27 protein-coding genes are annotated in these 24,800 nt (G+C 60.4%); 14 read left to right on the top strand and 13 right to left on the bottom strand.

Annotated elements, in window-relative coordinates; genetic code table 11:
• Positions 1 to 10: 10 nt before the first annotated feature.
• Positions 11 to 580, bottom strand: a complete 570-nt coding sequence (locus tag ACR0NJ_RS13090; protein ID WP_480817578.1) for a gamma-glutamylcyclotransferase family protein — start codon at positions 578 to 580, stop codon at positions 11 to 13.
• Positions 581 to 675: 95 nt separating this feature from the next.
• On the opposite strand from ACR0NJ_RS13090, the gene ACR0NJ_RS13085 reads away from it, so the two are divergent.
• On the top strand, positions 676 to 1,122 hold the full coding sequence (locus ACR0NJ_RS13085) for an RrF2 family transcriptional regulator (protein WP_480817577.1): 447 nt from the start codon (positions 676 to 678) through the stop codon (positions 1,120 to 1,122).
• 2 nt (positions 1,123 to 1,124) lie between these two features.
• On the opposite strand, the gene ACR0NJ_RS13080 is transcribed toward ACR0NJ_RS13085, so the two are convergent.
• Together ACR0NJ_RS13080 and ACR0NJ_RS13075 are read right to left on the bottom strand one after the other, a co-directional pair.
• On the bottom strand, positions 1,125 to 3,653 hold the full coding sequence (locus ACR0NJ_RS13080) for an ABC transporter permease (RefSeq protein WP_480817576.1): 2,529 nt from the start codon (positions 3,651 to 3,653) through the stop codon (positions 1,125 to 1,127).
• Complete coding sequence (locus ACR0NJ_RS13075; RefSeq protein WP_480817575.1) at positions 3,650 to 4,345, bottom strand: ABC transporter ATP-binding protein; 696 nt, start codon at positions 4,343 to 4,345, stop codon at positions 3,650 to 3,652. Before ACR0NJ_RS13075 ends, ACR0NJ_RS13080 begins: the two co-directional genes overlap by 4 nt.
• Positions 4,346 to 4,395: 50 nt before the next feature.
• Here ACR0NJ_RS13075 and ACR0NJ_RS13070 point away from each other — a divergent pair, with 50 nt between their 5' ends.
• Positions 4,396 to 5,037, top strand: a complete 642-nt coding sequence (locus ACR0NJ_RS13070) for an arylesterase (RefSeq protein WP_480817574.1) — start codon at positions 4,396 to 4,398, stop codon at positions 5,035 to 5,037.
• Positions 5,038 to 5,040: 3 nt separating this feature from the next.
• Positions 5,041 to 5,652, top strand: coding sequence for an SOS response-associated peptidase (locus tag ACR0NJ_RS13065; protein WP_480817573.1), 612 nt, complete (start codon positions 5,041 to 5,043; stop codon positions 5,650 to 5,652).
• A gap of 8 nt (positions 5,653 to 5,660) precedes the next feature.
• Here the strand turns inward: ACR0NJ_RS13065 and ACR0NJ_RS13060 are convergent, their stop codons facing one another.
• The 4 genes from ACR0NJ_RS13060 to ettA all read right to left on the bottom strand — a co-directional run bounded on the left by ACR0NJ_RS13060 (position 5,661) and on the right by ettA (position 9,923).
• Entirely contained in the window at positions 5,661 to 6,215 is a 555-nt protein-coding gene (locus ACR0NJ_RS13060; RefSeq protein ID WP_480817572.1) for a L,D-transpeptidase, read from the bottom strand.
• 187 nt (positions 6,216 to 6,402) lie between these two features.
• The gene (locus ACR0NJ_RS13055) at positions 6,403 to 6,609 is read right to left on the bottom strand and encodes a cold-shock protein (RefSeq protein ID WP_480614380.1); all 207 of its coding nucleotides are present in this window, start codon (positions 6,607 to 6,609) and stop codon (positions 6,403 to 6,405) included.
• 405 nt (positions 6,610 to 7,014) lie between these two features.
• Positions 7,015 to 7,875: a hypothetical protein gene (locus tag ACR0NJ_RS13050; protein ID WP_480817571.1), complete on the bottom strand. Its 861-nt coding sequence runs from the start codon at positions 7,873 to 7,875 to the stop codon at positions 7,015 to 7,017.
• A 380-nt stretch (positions 7,876 to 8,255) separates the two neighbouring features.
• A complete protein-coding gene (gene ettA, locus ACR0NJ_RS13045) occupies positions 8,256 to 9,923 on the bottom strand; it encodes an energy-dependent translational throttle protein EttA (protein ID WP_480817570.1) in 1,668 nt (555 codons plus the stop codon).
• 137 nt (positions 9,924 to 10,060) lie between these two features.
• Between ettA and ACR0NJ_RS13040 the strand changes: the two genes are divergently transcribed.
• The 3 genes from ACR0NJ_RS13040 to dacB all read left to right on the top strand — a co-directional run bounded on the left by ACR0NJ_RS13040 (position 10,061) and on the right by dacB (position 12,729).
• Positions 10,061 to 10,531: an MOSC domain-containing protein gene (locus ACR0NJ_RS13040; RefSeq protein ID WP_480817569.1), complete on the top strand. Its 471-nt coding sequence runs from the start codon at positions 10,061 to 10,063 to the stop codon at positions 10,529 to 10,531.
• A gap of 32 nt (positions 10,532 to 10,563) precedes the next feature.
• A complete protein-coding gene (locus ACR0NJ_RS13035; RefSeq protein WP_480817568.1) occupies positions 10,564 to 11,184 on the top strand; it encodes a nicotinate-nucleotide adenylyltransferase in 621 nt (206 codons plus the stop codon).
• Between the two features lie 66 nt (positions 11,185 to 11,250).
• Positions 11,251 to 12,729 (top strand): D-alanyl-D-alanine carboxypeptidase/D-alanyl-D-alanine endopeptidase, encoded by a 1,479-nt coding sequence (gene dacB, locus ACR0NJ_RS13030; RefSeq protein ID WP_480817567.1) that lies wholly within the window; start codon positions 11,251 to 11,253, stop codon positions 12,727 to 12,729.
• Between the two features lie 8 nt (positions 12,730 to 12,737).
• Here the strand turns inward: dacB and ACR0NJ_RS13025 are convergent, their stop codons facing one another.
• On the bottom strand, positions 12,738 to 13,160 hold the full coding sequence (locus ACR0NJ_RS13025; protein ID WP_480817566.1) for a tellurite resistance TerB family protein: 423 nt from the start codon (positions 13,158 to 13,160) through the stop codon (positions 12,738 to 12,740).
• A 215-nt stretch (positions 13,161 to 13,375) separates the two neighbouring features.
• Between ACR0NJ_RS13025 and ACR0NJ_RS13020 the strand changes: the two genes are divergently transcribed.
• The 5 genes from ACR0NJ_RS13020 (at position 13,376) to ACR0NJ_RS13000 (ending at position 18,753) form a co-directional block, all read left to right on the top strand.
• Complete coding sequence (locus tag ACR0NJ_RS13020) at positions 13,376 to 14,950, top strand: lysine--tRNA ligase (RefSeq protein ID WP_480817565.1); 1,575 nt, start codon at positions 13,376 to 13,378, stop codon at positions 14,948 to 14,950.
• A gap of 48 nt (positions 14,951 to 14,998) precedes the next feature.
• Positions 14,999 to 15,400 (top strand): DUF4864 domain-containing protein, encoded by a 402-nt coding sequence (locus ACR0NJ_RS13015; protein ID WP_480817564.1) that lies wholly within the window; start codon positions 14,999 to 15,001, stop codon positions 15,398 to 15,400.
• 138 nt (positions 15,401 to 15,538) lie between these two features.
• Positions 15,539 to 17,824 (top strand): glycosyl hydrolase family 28-related protein, encoded by a 2,286-nt coding sequence (locus ACR0NJ_RS13010; RefSeq protein ID WP_480817563.1) that lies wholly within the window; start codon positions 15,539 to 15,541, stop codon positions 17,822 to 17,824.
• A gap of 130 nt (positions 17,825 to 17,954) precedes the next feature.
• Positions 17,955 to 18,281: an antibiotic biosynthesis monooxygenase family protein gene (locus ACR0NJ_RS13005; protein WP_480817562.1), complete on the top strand. Its 327-nt coding sequence runs from the start codon at positions 17,955 to 17,957 to the stop codon at positions 18,279 to 18,281.
• Positions 18,282 to 18,345: 64 nt separating this feature from the next.
• Entirely contained in the window at positions 18,346 to 18,753 is a 408-nt protein-coding gene (locus ACR0NJ_RS13000) for a universal stress protein (RefSeq protein WP_480817561.1), read from the top strand.
• A gap of 3 nt (positions 18,754 to 18,756) precedes the next feature.
• Here the strand turns inward: ACR0NJ_RS13000 and ACR0NJ_RS12995 are convergent, their stop codons facing one another.
• A complete protein-coding gene (locus tag ACR0NJ_RS12995; RefSeq protein ID WP_480817560.1) occupies positions 18,757 to 19,239 on the bottom strand; it encodes a HugZ family pyridoxamine 5'-phosphate oxidase in 483 nt (160 codons plus the stop codon).
• 212 nt (positions 19,240 to 19,451) lie between these two features.
• Between ACR0NJ_RS12995 and ACR0NJ_RS12990 the strand changes: the two genes are divergently transcribed.
• Both ACR0NJ_RS12990 and ACR0NJ_RS12985 read left to right on the top strand, forming a co-directional pair.
• Entirely contained in the window at positions 19,452 to 19,772 is a 321-nt protein-coding gene (locus ACR0NJ_RS12990) for an excalibur calcium-binding domain-containing protein (protein ID WP_480817559.1), read from the top strand.
• Between the two features lie 150 nt (positions 19,773 to 19,922).
• Positions 19,923 to 20,213, top strand: coding sequence for a hypothetical protein (locus tag ACR0NJ_RS12985; RefSeq protein WP_480817558.1), 291 nt, complete (start codon positions 19,923 to 19,925; stop codon positions 20,211 to 20,213).
• Positions 20,214 to 20,286: 73 nt separating this feature from the next.
• Here ACR0NJ_RS12985 and ACR0NJ_RS12980 read toward each other — a convergent pair whose 3' ends face one another.
• Positions 20,287 to 20,517: an aspartate aminotransferase gene (locus ACR0NJ_RS12980; protein ID WP_480817557.1), complete on the bottom strand. Its 231-nt coding sequence runs from the start codon at positions 20,515 to 20,517 to the stop codon at positions 20,287 to 20,289.
• 90 nt (positions 20,518 to 20,607) lie between these two features.
• Between ACR0NJ_RS12980 and ACR0NJ_RS12975 the strand changes: the two genes are divergently transcribed.
• Complete coding sequence (locus ACR0NJ_RS12975) at positions 20,608 to 20,961, top strand: MmcQ/YjbR family DNA-binding protein (protein ID WP_480817556.1); 354 nt, start codon at positions 20,608 to 20,610, stop codon at positions 20,959 to 20,961.
• Here the strand turns inward: ACR0NJ_RS12975 and ACR0NJ_RS12970 are convergent.
• The 3 genes from ACR0NJ_RS12970 to uvrB form a co-directional block, all read right to left on the bottom strand.
• Positions 20,958 to 21,659, bottom strand: a complete 702-nt coding sequence (locus tag ACR0NJ_RS12970; RefSeq protein ID WP_480817555.1) for an ORF6N domain-containing protein — start codon at positions 21,657 to 21,659, stop codon at positions 20,958 to 20,960. The genes ACR0NJ_RS12975 and ACR0NJ_RS12970 overlap by 4 nt on opposite strands.
• A 90-nt stretch (positions 21,660 to 21,749) precedes the next feature.
• The gene (locus ACR0NJ_RS12965; protein ID WP_480817554.1) at positions 21,750 to 22,568 is read right to left on the bottom strand and encodes a S1 family peptidase; all 819 of its coding nucleotides are present in this window, start codon (positions 22,566 to 22,568) and stop codon (positions 21,750 to 21,752) included.
• Positions 22,569 to 24,758 (bottom strand): excinuclease ABC subunit UvrB, encoded by a 2,190-nt coding sequence (gene uvrB, locus ACR0NJ_RS12960; RefSeq protein WP_480817553.1) that lies wholly within the window; start codon positions 24,756 to 24,758, stop codon positions 22,569 to 22,571. It lies immediately after the preceding gene.
• Between the last annotated feature and the right edge of the window lie 42 nt (positions 24,759 to 24,800).

Raw genomic sequence — 24,800 nt, 5'->3', positions numbered from 1 at the left:
TGCCCCTTTGTTAAATCTGGTGGACGATCTTGCTGTCCAGGCGGGTCAGGTGGGCGTCGACAAAGCGGGTTTCGTCGGGGTTCAGTTGTTGGTGACGTGGGTAGCGGGGGGCGGCGCGGTCGTTCAGGATCGGGGCCTGCCAGCCGTCAGTCGTGGCAAAGAAGCGGTCGGCGCCATCCGGGCCATAGGCGCGCAGATAGCCCTGAACCACGACGTCAATATAGCTGAGCAGAAGCGGGTGGCAGTTTGTCGGCTCGGCGTGTTTGCCGGGTGGAACCGCATAGACGGCGATTTCAACCTCATGAGCCAGAGGATGAGTGATTGAGTCGGTCGCAGGGACGCGGTCATAGGCCCATTCCCGTTCATCCAGCGCGGCCCAGTCGTTTTTGGGGACATGGGCGATCATGCCTTCGATTTCTGAGTCTGGATCGGGGATGGCGGTCAGAAAGGCTACCGGGCGCAGGTCGGTATGCCGCCATGCCCTGCGCCACCCCTTCAATCGGGCGGGCCTGGGATCGGGGAAGTCATGCGTCGCCAGATTCACCAGGCTGCCATAGCCGAAGAAATAGGGGTCTGCCATCTGGGGGTGCGTCCTTTTGGTACAATTGATGTATGTCAAACCGGTTTTTTCCCTGACATGCAATAAGGCCGCATCTTGATTTTTGGGAGGTCCACATGCGGATTACCAAACGAACGAACATTGCCGTGCGGTTGCTGATGTACTGCGCCGCCCACCCCGACCGGCTGGTGACGAAATCCGAGATTGCCGAGGTTTGCAACATCTCTGAGAACCACCTGGCGCAGGTGATAAACCAACTGAGCCAACTGGATTTCCTGAGCACGCAGCGCGGCCGTAATGGCGGCATGTCGCTGGCGCGCCCGGCAGATCAAATCCATATCGGCGCGATTTTCCGGCATGTGGAAGGGTCCCTTCCGATTGCCGAGTGTTTTGCGGATGCCGACAACACCTGCCCGCTGACCGATGCCTGCCGTCTGCGGCTGGCCCTGCAGGATGCGGCCGAGGTGTTTTATGCCTCGCTTGATGATATCACGCTGGAAGCGCTGATCTGCGACAACGATCCCCTGATGAAAATCCTGCAACCGGTCGCTTGCGTGCGCTGAGGTCAGTCGCTGGCGCGCAGAATGCGGGCCGGGCGGACGGACAAGGGGCGCAGGGCAAAGACGAGGCTCGCGCCTAAGGTGACGATAACCCCGGCCACGACGATGCCAAGCGCCGAGGACCAGATGACTGAGAAGCTGGTGTCGAAGATATAGGTGGCGACGGCCCACCCGCCCAGAATTCCGGCAAACAGCGCAACGCATCCGGCGGCGGCCCCAAGCAGGATGGCGCGCAGGGCGAAGCTGAGCAGGATGCGCCGCCGGTCGGCCCCGAGTGTTTTCAGAATGGCGGCCTCGTACCGGCGCGCGGGCTCGCCTGCGGCGGCTGCGCCGATCAGAACCAGAAACCCGGTCAGTAGCGACACGCCCGCCCCGTAAGAGGTGGCCGCCGCAATCCCCGCCAGCAGGCCCGAGACACGGTCGATGGCGTCCCGGACCCGGATGGCGGTGATGTTGGGGTATTGCCCGGCCAGATCGCGCAGAATGGCGGCCTCGGCCTGTTCTTCGGCATAAACCGTGGCGATGAAACTGTGCGGGGCCCCGGCCAGTGCGGATGGGTTCATCGACATGATAAAGCCCATGCCCGCCGTCGAGAAATCTACTTCGCGCAGCGAGGTCAGTTCCGCCGTGATATCACGCCCCAATATGTTGACGGTGAGTTGGTCGCCCAGTTTCAGGCCCATTTCTTCGGCCTCTTCGGCGGCGAAGCTGACTTGTGGCGGGCCTGTATAGTCCTCGGGCCACCAGTTGCCTGCGGTGATCCGGGTGTTCTCAGTCGGGCGGTCTGAATAGGTCACGCCGCGATCGCCTTCCAACACCCAGTGCTCGCCCGCCACTTCAGATGCGGGGCGGTCGTTGATTTGGGTGATGATACCGCGCAGCATCGGGGCGCTTTCGATGCGGCTGACGGCGGGGTCGGTTTCAAGCCGTTCGGTGAAACCTGGCATCTGGTCCTTTTGGATATCGACAAAGAAATAGGACGGGGCGATTTCGGGCAGGTTGCCCGAGATTGCGTTGCGCAAAGTGCCGTCGATCTGCCCGACCGCTGCCAGGACAGACAGGCCAAGGCCAAGGGACAGGACCACCGACCCAGCCCCTTCGCGCGGGTCCGAGATGGCCGACAGCGCCCATCGGAACGCGGGTCGACCGCGCGCCCATGGCGCCCCGGACCGGGCAAAGCGGCGGATCGCAAAGGCGGAAAGGGACAGCAGGACAAGCGCCCCGGCCAGCCCGCCGCTGGTCCACAGGGTCAGTCGGGTCGAGCCGCTGAACCACGCTGCCGAGGCGATCAGGATGGTGAGCCCAACCCCGGTCGCGATGACAAAGGTCGCGCGCGGGATGGCGCTGGCCGAGGTCAGCGCGTCCCGGAACAGGGTGGCGGCGCGGACCTTCTCGGTTCTGGCGAGCGGCCAGAGGGTGAACAGGAAGGCGGTTAACACACCATAAAGCGCCGCCTCGGCCAGTGGTTGGGGGTAGAGGGAAAACACTGCCGGTACGGGCAGGCGGCTTTCGAGGATCGGGGCCAGAGCCAAAGGCGCAAACCCGCCCAGCAGCAGCCCGATGATGATGCCGACGCCCGACAGGATGCCGATCTGGATCATATAGGTCTGGAAGATCGTGGCCCGGTCTGCCCCCAAGGTCCGCAGGGTGGCGATGGTCTCGGTCTTTTGGGTCAGGTAGGCACGTACGGCGGCAGAGACTCCGATGCCGCCGACCGCCAGACCGGACAGGCCGACCAGCACCAGAAACGCGCTGAGCCGGGTGACGAACTCGGTGATCCCCGGCGCGCCGTTGCGGGCATCGGTCCAGCGCATGCCGGTGCCGTCAAACGCGATGTTGGCCTGCGCTGACAGGGTGACGAGTTCGGCATCATCCGGTAGATCCAGCCTGTATTTGGTCGAAAACAGGGTGCCGGGTTCCAACAGGCCCGAGGCTTGCAGGTCCTGCGTTCGCACCAGCGTTCGGGGTCCGAGGGCGAATCCGTCCGCCGCGCCGTCGGGTTCCTTTGTCAAAGCGGCCATCAGGACAAAATCCTGCGTGCCCAGGGCAAACCTGTCGCCGATGGCAAGACCCATCCGGTCTATGAGCAGCTGATCCATGACTGCGCCGGGCAGATCAGCGGTTCCGGCCAGTGCCTCGGGCAACGGCATCTCCGGGTTCAGCGTGGCGGTTCCGATAAGCGGATAGGCCTCGTCCACAGCTTTCACCTGTGTCAGTGCCCATTCCGGCCCTGTGTCGCGGGGCGCAACGGCCATGGAACGGAAATCCACCACCTCGGAAACCTGTTCAGCTGCGCCATCCATCCATGCGCGTTCGTCGTTGGTGGCGAAGCGATAGGTGAATTCCATCTGCGCGTCGCCGCCTAGCAACGACGCGCCTTCGCGGGTTAAGCCGGTCTGGATTGCGTGCCGCACCGACCCGACGGCGGCGATGGCGGCCACGCCGAGGGCGAGACAGGCCAGAAAGATGCGAAACCCGCGCAAGCCGCCGCGCAGCTCGCGCCGGGCCAGCCGCCCGGCCAGTTGCAGGCTCATTCCGCCGCCTCGCTCTGGGTGTCTTCGGCAATGCGCCCATCCCGCAGGCGGACAACCCGGTCGCAGCGCGCCGCCAGCGTGTGGCTGTGCGTGACCAGAACCAACGTGGCCCCGTGCCTGTCCCGCAACCCGAACAGCAGATCGACGATGGCCGTGCCGTTTGCTTCGTCAAGGTTCCCTGTGGGCTCATCCGCCAACAGGATTTGTGGGCGCGGGGCCGAGGCGCGGGCGAGGGCGGTGCGCTGCTGCTCACCCCCCGACATCTGCGCCGGATAGTGATCGCGCCGGTGCGACAGGCCAACGGCATCAAGCTCGGCCTCGGCGCGGGCAAACGCATTCTTGTGACCGGCCAGTTCCAGCGGCGTGGCCACGTTTTCCAGCGCCGTCATGGTTGGGATCAGGTGGAAATTCTGAAACACCACCCCCATCCGGTCGCGGCGAAAACGGGCCAGATCGTCCTCGTCCATTCCGCTGAGGTCGTGACCCAGCGCGCTCACGCTGCCACCGGTTGCCTGTTCCAGCCCGCCCATCAGCATCAGCAGCGAGGATTTGCCAGACCCGGACGGGCCGACCAGCCCAAGCGTTTCCCCATGTTTCACCGTCAGAGTAATGTCATACAGGATATTCACCCGACCGGCATTGCCATCCAGCGACAATGCGGCATTTTGAAGGGTCAGGACAGGATGCGTCATGGAGCTTTCCGAAAAGGACCGGTCATTTGGGATATGGAGCAGTTACAGATTTGCGCAAGACTTTGATCTCGGGGCTGTTTGTATGCTGCGGTTTTGCGGCCACAGCCGAACCCGTGGTGATTGCCGCTTTGGGGGATTCGCTGACGCAAGGCTACGGGCTGGTTCAGGAGGACGGGTTTGTCCCCCAGCTTGAACGCTGGTTGCAGGCGCAGGGTGCGGAGGTTCATCTGATCAACGCGGGCGTGTCCGGCGACACAACCGCAGGCGGCGCGGCGCGGGTCGGCTGGACGCTGACGCCCGAGGTGGACGGGATGATCGTCGCGCTGGGCGGCAATGACCTGCTGCGCGGGATCAATCCGGCGGTGTCTCGGGCAAATCTCGAAAGCATTCTGACCGCTGCCGAGGCCGAGGATGTTGCTGTCCTGCTGGTTGGGATGCAGGCCCCCGGAAATTATGGTGTCGAATACAAGCAGGACTTCGATGTGATGTATCCGGAACTGGCGCAGGCGTTTCAGACCCTGTACGCGCCCGGTTTCTTTGACGGGTTGGCCGCAGATGGCGATCCGAACGCCGTTGGTCAGTTCATGCAGCCTGACGGCATTCACCCCAACGCCGAAGGGGTGGCTCGGATTGTCGAAGCGCTGGGGCCCTTCGTTCTGGACCTGACCCGCGAAGCCAGCCAAAGGGAGTAAGCTGTGCCGGGGCGGTTCTTTCTGACGCGACCGATTTCTGAGATTGCTGAAATCTTCGGCACCCTCGCCGTTGCCGCACAGCCGCCGCGCAGGAACATCCAGCCGGGGCAGGAGGTTGTGGTGCTGACCTCGGACGGGCTGGTGCCGATGCGCTGGGGCATGATCCCGGTGGGGCGGGTCAACGCGCGCGGGCGCCCCGTGATGGAGACCATCATCAACGCCAGATCGGAGACCGTGTTTGACAAAACCGCGTTTGAGGGCGTGGGCCGCGCGGTGGTTCCCGTGGATGGCTGGTACGAATGGACCGGTGAGAAGCGCCGAAAAACCGCGTGGCGTATTGCTTCTGCCGATGGCGCGCCTCTATTCTTTGCAGCGATCACGGACAGGTGGCAGGCTCCGGGCGGGGTGACGGTCGACCAGTTCGCGGTGGTCACCTGTGAGCCGAATGGCGATGTGAAACCGATCCATCATCGCATGGGTGTTCTGCTGGATCGGGCTGGGGTGGACGTCTGGCTTACGGGGTCTGAGGATCAGGCAAAGGCCTTGGCCCAGCCCTGGCCAGACGGGTTGCTGACGATCGAAGAAGCGACAGATGTGGATTGGACGGCCCCGTGAGGGGCCGGTCAGACGACCGTCACGACCGTTCCGATTGGAACTCTGTTATACAGATCTATGACATGCTCGTTCAGCATGCGGATACACCCATTTGACGCGGCGCGTCCGATTGTTTGCGGTTGCGTGGTTCCGTGGATGCGGAAGTAAGTATCGACCCCGTTCTGGAACAAATACAGCGCCCGCGCGCCCAGAGGGTTGTCGCCCCCGCCGGGCTGGACATAGTCATTGTCCTTGAACTTGGAGTAGGCGACCGGGTCACGCTCGATCATCTCTTGGGTCGGTCGCCAGGTGGGCCATTCCTTTTTGACGTCGATCGTCGCGGTACCCGTGAACTCGAGCCCCGCTTTGCCAACACCGCAGCCATAGCGGACCGCCTTTCGCGGCTCGGTCACGTAATACAGGTAGAATGAGCGCGGAACGACCAAAAGCTGGCCGGGCACAAACTGCTTTTTGATCCGCACGAATTGTGGTGTCGGATCGTATTCGACAGCCTTCTTGGCGCTTGCGACGCCGGGCAGCAGGCTGGCTGCCGTTCCGGCCAGAAATACTCGGCGAGTGAACATTGCGAACCCCTTCAAATGATCAAATAAATCTTAGCACTATTTCAAAATGATAGCTGATTTGGTCAATTGTAGGGCAGAAATAACTGAAAAGTGATGTGTTCTGATCGCCACTCGGGTCGCGACCAGAGGCGACTCAGATTGTGTTGAAACGAAAAAGGGTGAGAGAACCCCTCACCCTTTCAGAAGCTTATGCAAGCTCGATATTGTCGGCGCTTTCGCGACCATCGCGACCGGCGCGCAGTTCGTACGTGACTTTCTGGTTGTCAGCCAGACCGGTCAGGCCTGAACGTTCCACAGCCGAGATGTGTACGAAGATGTCTTTGCCGCCCTCTTCGGGCGCGATGAAGCCGTAGCCTTTGGTGGTGTTGAACCATTTTACGGTGCCTGCGGGCATGTCCGTTGTCTCCTGTTTGGTGCTGCCCACGGGGATGCGGCAGCCTGGCGTCGTCGGTCTGTATCGATAGACTGAGCGCCGTAAAAGGAGACAGCAGGTCGAAATAGAAAAACGTATGCTCTTTGGATATGGCATTGAGGAGGGCGTGTGGCAAGGGTGGATTGTGCGGAATTCACTTTGCTTTCAGGGCTCAACGTGTGCTTTTGGTCGGAAATCCGCCGAGCAAAAGGCATCGGGCTGGTTGGCCTTATTTGTCAATCCGTTGCGGTTTTAGGGCAGGCGGGGGCGATCCAGAGTGGTGTAGATATCCGACCGAAGGGGCGTATAGTGGAACAACCGGGAGGGTTTTGTCCCTTCCTGCGCGGGAATTCTGGGCGGGCCTTCGCCAGCGTCACGCGATGGGGCTTATTGTGTGAAGTTCCGGGCGAGCGTCCCGTTGAGTGCCTGCTCAAGCAGGCTGCCCGAGGGGAGCCGGTCGTAGGATTTTGTTTCGGGGGTCCAGTAGCGACCGCACGCCTTGCGCACCATTGAGCCGAAAAAATGAATGGTCTCACTTCGGTTCGGGTAAGCCAGCGGAAACCTGACGGGATCATGAGTGTTCTTTCGCAGCTTAGGGGCCCCGAAAGGATAGTGGACATACGGAGGGATCAGTTCTGCTTGCTTGTGCTCCAAAGCCAAAAGGGTCAGCAGAATCGGGCCGAAAAAGTTCCTTGGGAGGTCGTCTGAGAAGAAATTCACCTCTCCCAATCTGGCGAACATGTCTCGGGCTGACTTGTTGTCGACACCAGTTTCCACGTTGATATCCCAACCGTCACGGAACGGGATTGCGTCGGCGCTGGCCAGGGACAGATAGTCGGCGAACAAGTCCGAGGTCGGGTCCAGATACATGACGCCGTTCCACAAAAACCGAGTGCCATCCTTAAACGCACGGCCAACGGTGATCAGGTTGTTCTCGAAGGTGACCGGCTTCAACAGGTAGACATCGCAATCAACCCAGACCAGATTCTCTGCCTGCATCATCTTCAGCCGGAACAGGTCGGAAAAGCGGGCTGTATGGTTGGAGAGTACGCGTTCCAGCCCGTCTGTCAGGGGCAAGATTTGCGCCGCATCGCGTAGGGTAACCCCGTCCGGGACGCCCTCCACATGCAGGTCGTAGGAATACAGGGTGATCGGTTGACCAGCCCGCACGAAGGACAACAGACAAGCCTGTTCCAGCGGGCCGAGGGATGGGCCAGACCAAAATGTTCCGTAACCGTTGTGACCCATGATCCGGCCTCTTGTTATGTGGCAGTTGAAAGCCCGCGAGCCTGCGTTTTCAGGTGAAATCACGCATGCTAGTGCGCTTCTGCGACGGCTTTCTTAAGACAGTCTTCATGAACAGGATTGTGCCCGGCAGCGAGCATGGCGATCTCTGCACCGCGTTTTGATTTTGCCGATGGTCGAGAGCTTTTCGATCATGCATTCGGCAAGAACTTGGTTCTTTGCTGGCGTCATGTCATCCCTTGACAAGTAGTGCACGTACTTCTCTTGTGCGGCCGTATCGTTGGGGTCGGCTGCGACTGAAACTGAGGTCAGTAGGAGAACGCATCCTGCTCTAAAAACATGCATTGAAGATTTACCGCTATCCGTTGCGTCTCCTCATTCACTCACCGCGCAAACTTCTTATGCTTCAACCGCTTAGGCTCCAGCGCATCAGGCCCCAGACGCCGCTTCTTGTCCTCTTCGTAGTCCTCGAAGTTGCCCTCGAACCATTCCACATGGGCGTCACCCTCAAACGCCAGAATATGCGTGCAGATGCGGTCGAGGAAGAAGCGGTCGTGCGAGATCACAACGGCGCAGCCGGCGAAGTCGACCAGGGCGTCTTCCAGTGCGCGCAGGGTTTCGACGTCGAGGTCGTTGGTCGGCTCATCCAGCAGCAGGACGTTGCCGCCCTCTTTCAGCAGGCGGGCCATGTGGACGCGGTTGCGCTCACCACCGGATAGCAGCGAGACCTTTTTCTGCTGATCGCCGCCCTTGAAGTTGAAGGACGAGCAATAGGCGCGGGAATTGACCTGTGCGTCGCCCAGCTGGATGATCTCGGCGCCGCCGGTGATCGCCTCCCACACGGTGTCGTTGTCTTTGAGGTCATCGCGGGACTGGTCGACATAGGACAGCTCGACCGTGTCGCCCAGCGTGATGGTGCCGCTGTCGGGCTGCTCCTGACCGGTGAGCATCTTGAACAGCGTCGATTTACCGGCACCGTTGGGGCCGATGACGCCGACGATGCCGCCGGGGGGCAGGGCAAAGTCCAGCCCTTCGATCAGTTGCTTGTCTCCCATGTGTTTCGACAGGCCCTCGACCTCGATCACCTTGCCGCCGAGGCGCTGGCCGTTGGGGATGACGATCTGGGCACGGGTCAGCTTTTCGCGCTCGGACTGTTCGGCCAGTTCGTTATAGGCGTTGATCCGGGCCTTGGATTTGGCCTGACGGGCCTTCTGGCCCTGACGCATCCATTCCAGCTCGCGCTGCAGGGTCTTTTGCTTGGACTTGTCCTCGCGGGCTTCCTGCTCAAGCCGTTTGGCCTTTTGTTCCAGCCATGCGGAATAGTTGCCCTCGTACGGAATACCGCGGCCACGGTCGAGTTCGAGAATCCATCCCGTAATATCATCCAGAAAATAACGGTCGTGGGTGACGATCAGGATGGTGCCCTTGTAGTCGATCAGGTGCTGTTGCAGCCAGGCGATGGTCTCGGCGTCCAGGTGGTTGGTCGGTTCGTCAAGAAGCAGCATGTCGGGCGCTTCGAGCAGCAGCTTGCAGAGCGCCACGCGGCGTTTCTCACCGCCTGAGAGGTTGGCGATGTTGGAATCGTCCGGCGGGCAGCGCAGCGCCTCCATCGAGACGTCGATCTGGCTGTCGAGATCCCAGAGGTTTTCGGCGTCGATGGCGTCCTGCAGGGTGGTCATTTCCTCCATCAACTCGTCCGAGTAATTCTCGGCGATCTCCATGGCGATTTCGTTGAACCGGTCGACCTTGGCCTTTTTCGCGGCCACGCCCAGCATGACGTTTTCGCGGACGGTCAGGCTTTCGTCCAACTGCGGCTCCTGCGGCAGGTAACCGACCTTGGCACCCTCGGCGGCCCATGCCTCACCGGTGAAGTCGGTATCGAGGCCGGCCATGATCTTCATCAGCGTCGATTTACCCGCGCCGTTGACGCCGACGACACCGATTTTCACGCCGGGCAGAAAGCTCAGGTGGATGTTTTCAAAGCACTTCTTGCCACCGGGATAGGTCTTGGAGACACCCTGCATGTGGTAGACATATTGATAGGCGGCCATGTCGCGTCCTCTGGGTCGGGGAATTGGGTTGGAACGCTGGATATCCGAGCGCGGCGGGCGGGGCAAGCTGGTGGTTTTGTGAATTTGGCGCGGGCTTTTTCTACCCTAGAGGTATCCGGGCAGAGGCGGAGGGTGTTTTGACAGAACTGGCAGAGTTGATTGCCGGGTGGGCGCAGCCCGGGCGGGTGGAGTGGATTGGTCTGCGACCGAACCGTCGGAACGCGATGGTGGCAAGCCGTGAAGGGTTGATCGCTACTGACGGCCTCAAGGGCGACCGTGCCAGCGCGGGCAAGCGAGCCGTGACCCTGATCCAGCGGGAGCATTTGGCGGCGATTGGAAGCTATCTGGGACGCGGGCCGGTCTCGCCCGAAATCCTGCGGCGCAATCTGGTGGTATCGGGGATCAATCTCTCCGCACTCAAAGGGCGCGAAGTGCAGGTTGGTGAAGCCGTTCTGCGGTTCACTGTGATCTGTGCGCCTTGCAGCCGGATGGAGGAAGCGCTGGGCAAGGGTGGCTATTCCGCCGTGCGCGGGCATGGCGGGTGGTGTGCCGAGGTGGTGCATCCGGGACAAGTGCGACTAGGCGATGTCGTGCAGCCGGTTGATTGACAACGCGCGCCAGTTCTGAACATCAGCGAAGGATGGAACGTTTCCAAATCCCATATGCCCGACCCGGACAGGTCGTGGGGCTGTTCGGCGGGTCTTTCGATCCGCCGCATCGGGGCCATGTGCATGTGACGCTTGAGGCGATGAAGGCGTTCGGGCTGGATCGGGTGTGGTGGCTGGTGTCTCCGGGCAATCCTCTGAAGGAACGGGGGCCTGCTCCGCTGGCGCAGCGGATGGAGGCGGCGCGGGCGGTGATGCAGCACCCCAGGGTCGAGGTGACGGATATCGAGGCGCTGACCGGGACGCGGGCGACGGCGGATACTCTGACGGCGTTGCAGCGGCTCTACCCGGAGGTACAATTTGTCTGGCTGATGGGCGCGGATAACCTGGCGCAGTTCCACAGGTGGAAGGACTGGCGGCTGATCATGGACAGCGTGCCAGTGGGCGTTGTGGCGCGGCCGGGAGATCGGATTTCGGCCCGGATGTCGCCGGCGGCGCGGGTCTATGCGCAGTACCGCATCGACGGACAGGCGCGGCAGTTGCTGGGCCGCGCGCAGGCCCCGGCGTGGTGTTTCGTGAACGTGCCGATGGTTGACGTCAGTTCAACTGATCTTCGCAATCGCGGCATCTGGGGGGATGGGGTGTTGCCGGAATAGCCACACTGGTCGCATAATCTCATGCGATGGTTGTGTGGATTTAATCTGTGGGATTTTAATTGGCGCATGGTTGATCGTATTTCGCGTCGTTTGTTTCTGGCGGGATTGGGGGCGTCTGTGGTCCCCGGCGCGGCATTGGCCGGTGCGCCGCTGGAATCCCTGCGCCCCCAGCTGCGCGGCAAACAGGTCAGCGGGGCCGAGCGGTTCATTCGGGCCGCAGGGCTGAAAGGCGATGTGGTTTTTGCGGTGGCCGACGTTGAAACCGGGGCCGAGCTGGAGGTCTTTGGCGGCGAAGCGGGCCTGCCGCCTGCCAGCGTTGCTAAGGCGTTGACAGCGCTTTATGCGCTAGATGTTCTGGGGCCGGATTATCGGTTTGAAACCAAGCTGATGGCCGACGGCCCGATCGAGAATGGCATCCTGAAAGGCGATTTGATCCTTGTGGGCGGGGGCGACCCTTTGCTGGACACGGACGCGCTGGCCAGCATGGCCGCCAATCTGCGTGAGGCCGGGATTACCGAGGTGCGCGGCGCCTTCAAAGTCTATTCCGGCGCATTGCCTTACGTGTTCAGCATCGACCCCGGACAGCCCGATCATGTCGGCTACAGCCCGGCGATCAGCGGTATTTCCCTGAATTTCAACCGCGTGCATTTCGAATGGAAACGCGACGGCACCAGCTATGACGTGACCATGGATGCGCGCAGTGCCAAATACAGGCCGGATGTGGACATGGCAGCCATGCGGGTCGAGGCGCGCCGTCTGCCGATCTACACCTACCAGCCCAGTGCGCGGCAGGACCGGTGGACCGTGGCAAAGGCAGCGTTGGGCAATGGCGGTGCGCGCTGGCTGCCGGTGCGCAAACCGGCGCTTTATGCGGGGGATGTGTTCCGCACGCTGGCGCGGGCAAACGGCATCGTTCTGGGCCGGGTTCAGGTGACGCGTGAGGCTCCGCAGGGTACGGTTCTGGTGGTGCATGAGAGCGACCCGCTGAAGAGCATTCTGAAAGGCATGCTCAAGTATTCGACCAATATCACCGCCGAGATGGTGGGTCTTGCGGCATCAAAGGCGCGGGGGGCGGCACCGCAGAACTTGCAGGACTCAGCAGCCGAGATGAACCGGTGGGCCGCCGAGACCTACGGCGCGAACCGGATCGCGATGGTTGATCATTCGGGGCTGGGCGATGCCTCGCGCATGGTGCCGGGTGATCTGGTGTCTGCGCTGGTGGCGGCGCGCAAGTCCGGGGTATTGCGTCCGTTGTTGAAGCCGTTTGTTCTGACCGACAAGCAGGGGCGCGCGGTTCGGGATCATCCAATCAAGGTCAATGCCAAGACCGGGACCCTGAATTTCGTATCGGGCCTCGGTGGGTTCCTGACAACGGCGGACGGCTCGGAACTGGCCTTTGCCATCTTCACGGCAGATGTGGACCACCGCGCGACCATCCCACGGGAACACCGCGAGCGCCCGGAAGGCGCGCGCAGTTGGAACCGGAGGTCTCGCAAGCTGCAGCGCGCGCTGATTGAGCGCTGGGGTGCGCTTTACGGCAGCTAGGGCGGTTCTCAGACCACGTGACGCGCACGGGCCCCACGCTCGATGGCGGCGGCGTGCAGGCGGTCGATGTTGAGCTCGTAACGGATTTCTTCCAGCAGGCGCAGTTCGGTCTCGGCCAGCGATCCGTCGGCGGCAGCCACGTCACAGGCCAGCGCATAAGCGGTTTCATGAAGACGCTCGGGCAGGTTTTCACGGATCAGACCGAACAGGGCATCCAGCCCGTCTTCTTGCTCGAACAGGTCAAACACGATCTGCGAGACACGACGGGTGCGGTCGATGTCATACCCGGCGAAAACCGGCAGCATATTCACCGCGCCTTCGATCTTGACCAGTTCGGCAGTGCGGATGTTTTCGTCCGACGCCGAGATCGCAACCATGATCGCCACAAGGCAATCCTGCGGGGACATGGGTTGGGGTGCTTGCTCGGTCATCGCGTTGTCCTTGATAGGGGTGTTCGAGGACGGAAGATATGAGGCAGAGCGGGCAGGTTCAACACATTGTTTTTCGGCGCATGTGGATGAAACCGGACGCCGGTCCGAAGGAAACATATCTCGGCTCATTGACTCATGCTGCACTGGCACAATAGGAGGGGTCGGTCGATTGCGTGGGGCAATCGGCAGTTTTTTCGGATGGAGCTGATAATCAAATGTCTGACCTGCGTGAAACCGCGATGACGTCCAAGGCCTGGCCTTTCGAAGAGGCGCGGCGGGTGCTGAAACGTTACAGACAGGCACCGCCGGAAAAAGGGTATGTGCTGTTTCAGACCGGTTATGGCCCGTCCGGTCTGCCGCATATTGGCACGTTTGGCGAGGTGGCGCGGACCTCGATGGTGCGGCATGCGTTCGAACAGATCAGCGATATTCCGACCAAGCTGATCTGTTTCTCGGACGATATGGACGGGTTCCGCAAGGTTCCGACCAATGTGCCGATGCAGGAAGAGCTAAAGCAGGACCTGCATTTGCCGCTGACCAAAGTGCGCGATCCGTTCGGCACGCATGAGGGCTTTGCGCAGCACAACAACGCGATGCTGTGCGAGTTTCTGGACAGTTTCGGGTTCGAGTACGGGTTCGCCTCGGCCGCCGACTACTATACCCACGGGCGGTTCGACGAGATGCTGCTGACCGCGCTGGAGCGGTTCGACAAAATTCAGGAGATCATGCTGCCGACGCTGGGGCCGGAGCGGCGCGAGACCTACTCGTGCTTTCTGCCGATCAGCCCAAAGACGGGCCATGTTCTGCAGGTTCCGACGCTCGAGCGGAACGTCGCCAAGGGAACAATCGTCTATCAGGAACCCGATGGCGAGAAGGTCGAAATCCCGGTCACCGGCGGCAATGTCAAGATGCAGTGGAAGCCCGACTGGGCGATGCGCTGGGCTGCGTTGGGCGTGGATTATGAGATGTCGGGTAAGGACCTGATCGACTCGGTCACGCAATCGTCCAAGATCTGCCGGGCGCTAGGCAAGCAGCCGCCCGAGGCGCTGAGCTATGAGCTGTTCAACGATGAAGAGGGGCAGAAGATTTCGAAATCGAAGGGCAATGGCCTGTCGATGGAGGAATGGCTGACCTATGCCGCGCCGGAAAGCCTGTCGTATTTCATGTACCAGAAGCCCAAGACGGCGAAGCGGTTGTATTTCGATGTCATCCCCAAGGCGGTCGATGAGTATCACCAGCAGTTGCGTGCCTATCCGGGGCAGGAGTTGAAGGCGCAGTTGAACAATCCGGTGTGGCATATCCATGGCGGGGATGTGCCTGCATCCACGCTGATGGTGCCCTTTGCGATGCTGTTGAATCTGGCGTCTGTTTCTGGAGCCGAGGACAAAGAGGCGCTGTGGGGCTTTATCCGCCGCTATGCGCCCGAGGCCACGGCCGAGACGCACCCCGATCTGGATCAGGCGGCGGGCTTTGCGGTGCGCTACTTCAACGATTTCGTGAAACCCACCCGCCAGCACCGCGCGCCGACCGATCAGGAACGTGAAGCGCTGGAGGCGTTGAAAGCTGCGCTAGAGGCCTATGACGGGCCCATCGAGGATGAGGCGCTGCAATCGGTGGTCTATTCCATCGGGCGCGAGCGTTTTGATCCGATGCGCGGCTGGTTCACGGCGCTGTACGAAGTGCTGCTTGGGGCCTCGCAGGGGCCGCGCTTTGGCGGGTTCATTGCGCTTTATGGTGTGCCTGAAACCATCGCCCTGATCGACAAGGCGCTGGCTGGCGAACTGGTCTGATTTGACCTGAACCTGCGTGGGGCTACTCTTGCAACAGGAGGTGGCCCCATGCGTCGACTTTTGCTTGCTGTATCCCTGAGCGCCGGACTGGCCTCGGGCGCGTTTGCGCAGAGCGCCGAGATTGAGGCCAATATCGCGGCCCAGATACAGGCGTTCAAGGCGGATGATTTTGCCACCGCCTTTACCTTTGCCAGCCCAAATATCCAGCGCTTGTTCGGCAACCCCGAAAATTTCGGGACGATGGTGCGCAATGGCTATCCGATGGTCTGGCGGCCTGCGGATGTGCGGTTTCTGGAACTGCGCGAGGTTGCTGGCCTTCTGTGGCAGAAGGTGATGGTCGTTGATGGTGACGGTCGGGTGCACATTCTGGATTATCAGATGGTGCAGCAAGAAAACGGCTGGAAGATCAATGGTGTGCAACTGCTGGGGAACTCTGACCCGGCGGCCTGATGCAACACCGCCGTGACGGTGCTGTGAGCGGCGGTTAATCCCTTTTCGATACTCAGATTTTCGCGTTCGGGGTGGACCTGAACACGGGGTTTGAACGTGCTGCAGGTAACGGCGGCGCGATTGAGAAAGGGATTTTTCATGAACAAGGCAATCACCGACGGCATCGTGTTCACGCCGCCTGCTTTCGCGAATGGTCTGGGCGTCTGGTCTGCGGGCGATGGTACGCCGGGCACGCCAACCTATGACGGATCGGGCACCGGGGCTTTTGTGCCTGCGGATGCGGATTTTGGCGGCTGTCTGGAAATCCTCAAGGTCAATGCCACGCAAAAGCTGCGGTATATGGGTCAGACGCCTCTGATCCCCGGCTGCTATCTGCAGATCAAGGCGCGGGTCAAGGCGATCAGCGGGCCGCTGCCGCAAGTGCGTATTGCTGCGTGGGCCGGTGGGGCCGGGGATGCGCATGTGACGGGCGTGATCGAACAAGGGCAGGTTACCCAACTTTCCGGCTATGGCACAGTGCATGAGATAACGGCAATCGTGGGGTCCGGGCGACGTCCGGGTGTGGACATGCCCTGGGGTGTTGCGGTGCTGTATGGGCATTTCGGACTGGATATCGAGGGCGCGAACGGGGCTTTGGTGCGTGTCGATGATATCGAGATCACGGATGTCACCGGCGTGTTCCTGCGCGAGATGATCAGCGTTGTGGACGTGCGCGATTTCGGGGCTGTCGGGGATGGGGTCACGGACGATTCCGCCGCGTTCGAGGCGGCGGATCAGGCTGCGGGTGGTCGGCGGGTTTATGTCCCGCAAGGCACCTATCATCTGGCCGCGAACACCAGCATGGCGGCTGAGATGGATTTCGAGGGCACGGTGACAATGCCCGATGACAAGATGCTGCTGCTGACCGGAGATTTTGATCTGGCGGCTTACATCGCGGCCTTCGGTGACGAGGAACTGGCGTTCAAAAAGGCATTTCAGGCGCTGCTGAACAACTCGGACCATGAATCGCTGGATCTGGGCGGTCGCAAAATCTCGGTCACCGCTCCGATTGATATGGCGGCTGCGGTGCCGAACAAGCCGGGCTTTTCGACGCGCAGGGTTATCCGCAACGGGCAGTTCGATGTCAAATCCAGTTCGGCCTGGGATACTGAGACCTTCACCTCGGTCGCGAGTTATGATCCGTCGGATTCCAAGCGGCTGACGAATGTGGTGAATGTGGCGAATATCCCGGTCGGTTCACTGGTGCAGGGCAGCGGCGTCGGGCGTGAGATTTACGTGCGGTCCAAGGATGTGGCCGCGGGTGAGATCACCCTGAACGCGCCGATTTACGATGCGTCGGGCACCCAGACCTTCACCTTTGTCTCGTTCAAATACCTGTTGGATTTCAGTGGCTTCGGCACCTTGCGCAAATTCGGCATGGAGCAGATCGAATTTCAGTGCAACGGACGCTGCAGCGCAATCCGACTGGCCCCTTCGGGCAGCACATTCTCGCTGTCGGATTGCTTCATCAGCCGTCCGCTGGATCGTGGCATCACCTCAATCGGGACCGGCTGCAAGGGCATGCTGATCGACAATTGTCAGTTCCTGTCATCCGAGGAATCCTTTGTCGTCACCGACCGCAAGTCGATTGCGCTGAACACCAGTTCGAACGATGTGAAGCTGCGGCACAACCGGGCTGTGCGTTTCAAGCATTTTGCGGTGCTGGGCGGCGACAACAACATGGTTCTGGGCAACCACTTCTTTCAGGGTGACAGCATTCCGCAGGGCGTCCGCACGGCTGGCCTGATCATGATCGGAACCTATAACAGTTCGACCATTGCCGAAAATTACGTGGATAACTGCTTTGTCGAATGGACGAACGAACGGGACGCGAACCCGACCTATGTCTCGGGTTATTCGTTCAGCGCGATGAGCATCACGGACAACATCTTTTACTCCAGTGAAGCGCCGCCGTGGTTCAGCTATATCGTCATCCGCCCGCATGGTCCGGGGCACTTCCTGAACGGTCTGGCTGTGACGGGCAACAAATTCCGGTCCAGTAGCAGCGATATTCAGCGGGCGGAACGGGTGGATACCACTTTCGCCGATCTGAATAAGGACCGGCATGTGAATGTCAGCTTCCAGAACAACACCTATCACGGCGTCGACAATAAAGCGCAGAACCCGCTGCGTGTCCGCTATTCGCAGAACAGCGTGGCCTCGGCCTGGTCGGTCTGGTCAAGCGGGCAGTTGCCCTTTGACGGTAAGGCGCGCAGTTGCGAAGCGGTGACCGCACTTGGGCCGCTGCGAAATGCCTTCGGGTCGTTCCGCTATCTGGCCCCATATGTCGAACTGGAGCAGGGCAGCAATGGCAATGGTGTGCGGTTGCGCTGGTCGGAAAGCGTCCGGGGGGAAGTCTCGGTTCTGATGCGGATGGAGCGCTGAACCGCTGGGGTGGTCGTCTGGGAACGGGCGGCCACCCGTCTTGGCTTGTTAAACTGCTTGGAGAAGCACAGGAAAGGGGCGACGTTCGGAATTCCTGTGCTAGGCTTGATCCAGTCAAAGGAGAAGCCAGATGCCCATAATATCCAAAAGCGCCAGCGTCCAGACTGTCATCACCACGTTTGAAATGTCTCCGGGCACATGTCAGGACCTGTTGGAGGCGCTAACCGATGCCTATGCCGAGTTCATCTCGAAACAGCCCGGCTTCATATCGGCGGGGTTGCACGTGAATGACGCCCAAACCCGGATCGCCAACTATTCGCAATGGGAACGGCGCGAGGATTTTCTGGCCATGCTGCGCTCGACCGAGATGCGCGCGCGCAATCGCAAGATCAACGAATTGTGCAGAAGTTTTGAGCCGGTCATGTATGACGTGGCCGAAACCTTTGACGTTTCCTGACCTGGATCAAGGCCCTGATGGCCCCGTCGGTTCACTCTGAGTTGGAACCACGGAGGCTTGCGCCATGTATCACAACATTCTTGTCCCGATTTCCTTTGATGCCGAGCGGGATACCTCTGGCCCGTTGAAACTGACCGAGATGCTGGGGACACCCGACGCGCAGGTGACATTGCTGCACGTGGTAGAGCATATCCCGAACTACGTGATCTCTTACATGCCTGCCGAGTATCTGAGTGAAGCGCGTAAGGCGATTCAGGCCGAACTTGATGAACTGGCGGCCGGTCTGCCCAATGCGCAAGGGATTGTGATCGAAGGTCATTCGGGACGCTCGATTCTGGATTGGGCCGATGTCAACGGGCCGGATCTGATCATCATGGCCTCGCACCGACCGGGGATGCAGGACCTGTTGCTGGGGTCCACGGCGGCTCATGTTGTGCGCCACGCCAAATGCGCCGTGCACGTTGTGCGCTGAGGGTCAGAAATCTGAAGCGGCCAGGCGATAGGCCTTGCCGAAACCGCCGTTCAAGACACCGTCCTGAATTTCAAACCGGACAAAGATAAAATCCGCGAAGTCGATGTACAGCTTCGATTTGGGTTGCAGGCTCAGATATCTGGCGCGTAAACCCTCATGATCTGATGCGCCGCGCGCTATCTTGCGTGCCACGGCGTGCAGCGTCAGCCGGGGATGTGTCAGGGGGTCGCCGCTTGCCTGTGGCTCACCAACCAGCAAGGCGCAGGACGGGTTGGCCTGCAGCGCCTGTGTGTGATCGGACAGCTCGGAGATCAGCGTTATGGGGTGGCCCTGCTCATCCGTTGCCAGCGCAATCCGCGATACGGAGGGTAGGGCCACGTCCGGTCGCAGAACGGCGAGCGCGGCGAAACGCGCCTGAGCGATCAGATCCCGCGCCTGTACGCCAGCGGCAGTATCGGTGGGTCGATAGGGGCTGTCTTTGGTCACGGCATTCGTTCCATCAGGGCTCCCCAATGATACCGGTTTGGCACACCCGGTGTCACTAAGCCCGATTTTTCCAGACTTGCCTCGGCTTTGCCATATAAGTCGCCTAAAACGAGGGCATGTTGTTTGGAAAACCCCCTTCGGACGGGGATGACTCACCCCTTTCCAGACGCCAGCGCCGAGCAGATGCTTTGCGGCGTCAGGCGCTGTCTCCAGTGCGTATACTGACGATGGTTCTTGCGCTGCCGCTGACCACGGTGTTGATCGGTGTCGGCGTTTACATGCGGGTGTCGGACTATGAGCGCAATGAAGCGGTTGTTCACCTGATCGCACTGGCCGGTTGCGACGCGGCCGAGGCCTTTGGGCTGGGCCCCTTCCGCAGGGGGCAGCCGGGATATCATAAGCGCAACGACCCCGACGGGGATGGCTTGGCGTGCGAGAGATATGCACCCGCGCTGGTCACGAACTCGGCCCCGCAACGCGGTGAAGGCGCGCGGGCCAGGATGGTCGGCAGTGCCAAATTCGTGCGGCCCTGAACCGGGCCGCCTTTTGGTTGATCCGAGACGGTCGGAGAACCGCTAAGCCTGTGAATGTACGGGAATTCCTTTTAACGTGTTAAACTGCGCGCGGTGGGCCCCGGTTTGGTGCCGCCAATGGGCAATTTCGCCCTGAAACGGAGAAAACACATGTTTGCACGCGTTACTCAATTCAAAATGAAACCCGGCACGCGCGACGCGGCCACGGCGAAGATGAATGACCTTAAGGCCGAGATTCTGGGGATGCCCGGCATGCATTGCTTTACAAATGTTATGAACGAAGACGGCAGCGGCTACGTGATCTCGGTGGTCGAAAGCGAAGAGACCTCGAACGCAAATGCACCCAAAGTGGCTGCGTTGTGGGGGCAGTTTGCCGAGTATCTGGAAGGCCCGCCAACGCCTGTGGGCTATGACGTGATTGCGCATTGGCACAACGGATAGGCATTGCGACGGGGGAACCGAAATCTTGAAAAGATTTCGGTTTCGCTTTCTTTTGAAGAAAGCGATGCTCGGCTCAGGTGAGCCATCGCACCGGAGCGCGGTTGCAGAAAATCACGATCTGTCCGGAGTTCTCGGCCACCTGATACCCGCGGCGGTGGATTTCGGTCATGAAACGCTCCATCCCGGCAAAGCGTTCGATATCCCGGGCCTTGCGGCGGGTAACGCCGCCCTGTTGAACGGCCTTGGACGTGAACAGACCTTTCAGCCAGACATCAGGCGACAGCGGAGAGTTTCGGTTTTCCATGACCGCAGCATTGGGCCGTTTGGGTTAAAGCCTGGTTAACCTACGCGCTGGCGGTTGCCTTACGCAGGGCCGACCGCCAGTATCACCTCCATGACCCGCGATGAATTCAACACCTTCTGCTCGGGCCTCAAGGCCACCTCGCACGTAGTGCAATGGGGCAATGCGGATGTGTGGAAAGTGGGCGGCAAGGTGTTTGCGATCTGCGGCTGGAATGACGGGCGCGATGCGTTCACCTTCAAGGCCACCGATCTGGCCTTTGAGGTCCTCAGCGACGAACCCGGCATCCGCCCAGCGCCCTATCTGGCCTCGCGTGGGATGAAATGGCTGCAGGTCTACGAAGAGCGCGGGATGAGCGACGCCTCCCTGCGCGAGCATATCGTGACGTCTTACGAGATGGTCGTGGCTAAGCTGACCAAAAAGATGCGGGCCGAGTTAGGCGTCTAACCCTTCATCGCCTGCAGCAGTTCCAGCAACTGTTTGCGGTCATCGTCATCGGCGTAATCGCCGGTGGCCAGACGTTCAGCAATGCGCAGGCGCAGGCGTTCCTGTTGGGTGCGGACCTCTTCGCCTGCGGTCTCGGCGAGGGTCTTCATGATCGCCGCCACCGCCTGCTGGCGCTTGGTGGTTGGGTTGGCGATGTAATCCACAAGGCTCTGCTGCCCGGAATCGAGGATGTTTTCGGCCAGATCGCGCAACTGCTCACCATTGGGCAGCAGCGGGGCGGGGGCGCCCTCGGGCGGCAGGACTTCCGGCACGCTGCGCGGGGTCTCGGCCAGCGCATTTGCGCCATCGACAAAGGCCTCGGTGATCATCCTTGTGATCCGGATCGCGCGCGGGTCCTTGAACAGGGCCGAGGCGATGGCCACGCCGTAATCCGTATAGACCCACGGATTGACCCGCCGACCGCCGCGCCCCTTGGGTTTTGAGATCACATTCTGTGATTGCAAATCGGCGACCTCGGCGTCGGTCAGTTGAAAACGATAGCCCTCGAACAGGTCCTTGTTGCGCGAGACGGCCTGATTGAAGGCGCTGACGGATTTTCCGTAGAACTGCGCCAGATCCTCGGCCAGCACCACACGGGTGCCGCGCACCCGGTGAATGGCGCTTTGGACCTCATGCGTGCTGGGCAGGGTGTTCTTCATGGCAACCGTTTGGAATCACAATTTGTGATTTCAAACGTGGAGGAGGGAGGGGTGGGGCGCAAGGGTGGAGTGTGGGGAATGTAGGGCGTTTCACCGAGCGGGTTTGTTACTCGCGAATGGGCTGCTCGGTGACTTGGGATTAGCCAACATCTCCTCTATTATGCTAGCTTTCCAAACACGGCCAAGTTGGAAACCTTCGTTCTCGTCGCCGTTTCGCCCAGCGTAGACACCTATGAACCTGGTCCAATAACCAAAGAAACCACTATCTGATTTCGGACCGCCTTCTTTTCCGAAGTTGCCAATTGCTTTAATAAATGTCGGAGAGCCGGACATTCCGGGTCGAGTTGCCGTATCGCACAAAAAAACTGGCAGTTCCTCATATTCGAGTGATGGCTCCGTAGCGATTGAGCCGCGCTTCCATATAGGCGTCATTGCCGGACCAGTTAACTTCTCTGGAAACCCCACTACGAAACAGTCCGCGCCCACCTCTGTCCAAATCTCTTCGTTTTGTTGTTTGTCATTTACTGCAAAAACATCCAATTTTGGGCTTAGGTCTAGTGCAACTATGTCAAAGTTCCGCCCATCAGGATGCTCAATCCAATCCGGTGTTCCATCTTTCCAAAGGTTAATTCGGATTGATTTGAACTCTACGGGAAGAACACCCTCATTGGGTTCTCCAATTTTTCGATAGAAGTAAGCGTCAAGATATAGGGGATCGAAACCCTCGGGAACCGGTGAGTTGTCAGAGTGCCTGCCGGTCACGACATGCCGATTGGTAATCAAATACTCTTTCTCATCGTATCGCCAAAAGAAACCTGTTGCAGGCGCCGTCTTGGGATTTTCTTGGTTTTCGGAGCGGACAACCAAATAAGCTACACACTTTGTCTCAAACGCAACTTCGCCAATCACTTATCGTTTCTTCCTCCGCTTCACATTCCCACCTCTCTGACCCGGCCGTCCAGCCGTTGACCGCCCGCGCGACTTGACCGCATCCTCAGACGCCTTCTCGACCGCCCACTGCCGCGCCATAGGGTCGTCGGCGACGGCCAGATCGACCGCTTCCAGACGTTTGATCTCATCCCGGATGTTGGCGGCCTCTTCGAATTCGAGGTTCTCGGCGGCTTTGCGCATCTGTTCGCGCAACCCGTCCAGATGGGCTTCCAAATTCGCGCCGTGCATCGGTTTGTCGATGGTGGCGGTGACGCGGTTCATGTCGACGTCGCCTTCGTAGAGACCGGCCAGAACGTCCTCGACATTCTTCTTTACCGTCTCGGGCGTGATGCCGTGTTCCTGATTATAGGCGAGCTGTTTGGCGCGGCGGCGGTTGGTCTCGTTCAGGGCGCGCTCCATCGAACCGGTGATCTTGTCGGCATACATGATCACCCGGCCATCGGCGTTGCGCGCGGCGCGGCCGATGGTCTGGATCAGCGAGGTTTCCGAGCGCAGGAAGCCCTCTTTATCCGCGTCCAGAATGGCGACCAGCCCGCATTCGGGAATGTCGAGGCCTTCGCGCAGCAGGTTGATGCCGACCAGCACATCGAAGGCCCCCAACCGCAGGTCGCGCAGGATTTCGATGCGTTCGAGCGTGTCGATGTCCGAGTGCATGTAGCGCACCTTGATGCCCTGTTCGTGCAGGTATTCGGTCAGGTCTTCGGCCATGCGTTTGGTCAGTGTGGTGACCAGCGTGCGGAAGCCGTTGGCGGCCACTTTGCGCACCTCGTCCAGCAGGTCATCGACCTGCATCGAGACCGGGCGGATTTCGACCTCGGGGTCCAGCAGGCCGGTGGGGCGGATCACCTGTTCGGTGAAAACGCCGCCGGTCTGTTCGATCTCCCACTTCGCAGGCGTGGCTGAGACAAAGACGGATTGGGGGCGCATGGCGTCCCATTCCTCGAACTTCAGCGGGCGGTTATCCATGCAGGACGGCAGGCGGAAGCCGTGTTCGGCCAGTGTGAATTTGCGGCGATAGTCGCCGCGGTACATGCCGCCGATCTGCGGGACCGAGACGTGGGATTCGTCGGCGAAGACGATGGCGTTGTCGGGGATGAATTCGAACAGGGTCGGGGGCGGTTCGCCCGGGGCGCGGCCTGTGAGGTAGCGCGAGTAGTTCTCGATCCCGTTACAGACGCCGGTGGCCTCAAGCATTTCCAGATCGAAATTTGTGCGCTGTTCCAGACGTTGGGCTTCCAGCAGTTTGCCCTCGCCAACCAGTTGGTCCAGCCGGATGCGGAGTTCCTTTTTGATCCCGATGATCGCCTGTTGCATCGTCGGTTTCGGCGTCACGTAGTGGGAATTCGCGTAGACGCGCACATGCTCCATCGTGGCGGCGCGCTCGCCGGTCAGGGGGTCGAATTCGGTGATCTGTTCCAGTTCTTCCCCGAAGAAGGACAGCTTCCACGCGCGGTCCTCGAGGTGGGCGGGCCAGATTTCCAGACTGTCGCCGCGTACCCGAAAGGACCCGCGCTGAAACGCCTGATCATTGCGGCGGTATTGTTGGGCGACGAGATCGGCCATCACCTGCCGCTGATCGTATTCGTGGCCAACCTTCAGGTCCTGCGTCATCGCGCCATAGGTTTCGACCGAACCGATACCGTAGATGCAGGACACCGAGGCGACGATGATCACGTCATCGCGTTCCAGCAGGGCGCGGGTGGCCGAGTGGCGCATCCGGTCGATCTGTTCGTTGATCTGCGATTCCTTTTCTATGTAGGTATCGCTGCGCGGCACATAGGCCTCGGGCTGGTAGTAGTCGTAGTAGGAGACGAAGTATTCGACCGAGTTCTCGGGGAAAAAGCCCTTGAACTCACCATACAATTGCGCGGCCAGCGTCTTGTTGGGCGCAAGGATTATCGCGGGGCGCTGGGTTTCCTCGATCACCTTGGCCATGGTGAAGGTCTTGCCGGTCCCGGTTGCGCCCAGCAGAACCTGATCGCGCTCGCCGTCCAGAACGCCGCCTGCCAGTTCCTTGATCGCCGTCGGTTGGTCGCCCGCCGCATTGAACTCGGTATGCATCACGAACTGCTTGCCACCTTCCAGTTTCAGGCGGGCGCGGACATCGTCGGCGGTCAGCTGTGTCTTGTCGGAATGGGCGTAGGGCATGGGCAGGCTCCGGGGATCAGGCCCTTACATTTGTTCTTATTT

Source organism: Ruegeria sp. F11 (genome assembly GCF_056533855.1).
This window is presented reverse-complemented; position numbering and strand designations above follow the sequence as displayed.

What these genes read in the sequence shown, in the direction of transcription:
- ACR0NJ_RS13020 (WP_480817565.1), top strand. Translation starts at nt 13,376, where the DNA reads ATGTCTGACCTGCGTGAAACCGCGATGACGTCCAAGGCCTGGCCTTTC.
- ACR0NJ_RS13090 (WP_480817578.1), bottom strand. Translation starts at nt 580, where the DNA reads ATGGCAGACCCCTATTTCTTCGGCTATGGCAGCCTGGTGAATCTGGCG.
- ettA (WP_480817570.1), bottom strand. Translation starts at nt 9,923, where the DNA reads ATGGCCGCCTATCAATATGTCTACCACATGCAGGGTGTCTCCAAGACC.
- ACR0NJ_RS13035 (WP_480817568.1), top strand. Translation starts at nt 10,564, where the DNA reads ATGGAACGTTTCCAAATCCCATATGCCCGACCCGGACAGGTCGTGGGG.
- ACR0NJ_RS13010 (WP_480817563.1), top strand. Translation starts at nt 15,539, where the DNA reads ATGAACAAGGCAATCACCGACGGCATCGTGTTCACGCCGCCTGCTTTC.
- dacB (WP_480817567.1), top strand. Translation starts at nt 11,251, where the DNA reads ATGGTTGATCGTATTTCGCGTCGTTTGTTTCTGGCGGGATTGGGGGCG.
- ACR0NJ_RS12985 (WP_480817558.1), top strand. Translation starts at nt 19,923, where the DNA reads ATGTTTGCACGCGTTACTCAATTCAAAATGAAACCCGGCACGCGCGAC.
- ACR0NJ_RS13075 (WP_480817575.1), bottom strand. Translation starts at nt 4,345, where the DNA reads ATGACGCATCCTGTCCTGACCCTTCAAAATGCCGCATTGTCGCTGGAT.
- ACR0NJ_RS13025 (WP_480817566.1), bottom strand. Translation starts at nt 13,160, where the DNA reads ATGACCGAGCAAGCACCCCAACCCATGTCCCCGCAGGATTGCCTTGTG.
- ACR0NJ_RS12975 (WP_480817556.1), top strand. Translation starts at nt 20,608, where the DNA reads ATGACCCGCGATGAATTCAACACCTTCTGCTCGGGCCTCAAGGCCACC.
- ACR0NJ_RS13080 (WP_480817576.1), bottom strand. Translation starts at nt 3,653, where the DNA reads ATGAGCCTGCAACTGGCCGGGCGGCTGGCCCGGCGCGAGCTGCGCGGC.
- ACR0NJ_RS13055 (WP_480614380.1), bottom strand. Translation starts at nt 6,609, where the DNA reads ATGCCCGCAGGCACCGTAAAATGGTTCAACACCACCAAAGGCTACGGC.
- ACR0NJ_RS13060 (WP_480817572.1), bottom strand. Translation starts at nt 6,215, where the DNA reads ATGTTCACTCGCCGAGTATTTCTGGCCGGAACGGCAGCCAGCCTGCTG.
- ACR0NJ_RS12970 (WP_480817555.1), bottom strand. Translation starts at nt 21,659, where the DNA reads ATGAAGAACACCCTGCCCAGCACGCATGAGGTCCAAAGCGCCATTCAC.
- ACR0NJ_RS13005 (WP_480817562.1), top strand. Translation starts at nt 17,955, where the DNA reads ATGCCCATAATATCCAAAAGCGCCAGCGTCCAGACTGTCATCACCACG.
- ACR0NJ_RS13050 (WP_480817571.1), bottom strand. Translation starts at nt 7,875, where the DNA reads ATGGGTCACAACGGTTACGGAACATTTTGGTCTGGCCCATCCCTCGGC.
- ACR0NJ_RS12980 (WP_480817557.1), bottom strand. Translation starts at nt 20,517, where the DNA reads ATGGAAAACCGAAACTCTCCGCTGTCGCCTGATGTCTGGCTGAAAGGT.
- ACR0NJ_RS13085 (WP_480817577.1), top strand. Translation starts at nt 676, where the DNA reads ATGCGGATTACCAAACGAACGAACATTGCCGTGCGGTTGCTGATGTAC.
- ACR0NJ_RS13000 (WP_480817561.1), top strand. Translation starts at nt 18,346, where the DNA reads ATGTATCACAACATTCTTGTCCCGATTTCCTTTGATGCCGAGCGGGAT.
- ACR0NJ_RS13015 (WP_480817564.1), top strand. Translation starts at nt 14,999, where the DNA reads ATGCGTCGACTTTTGCTTGCTGTATCCCTGAGCGCCGGACTGGCCTCG.
- uvrB (WP_480817553.1), bottom strand. Translation starts at nt 24,758, where the DNA reads ATGCCCTACGCCCATTCCGACAAGACACAGCTGACCGCCGACGATGTC.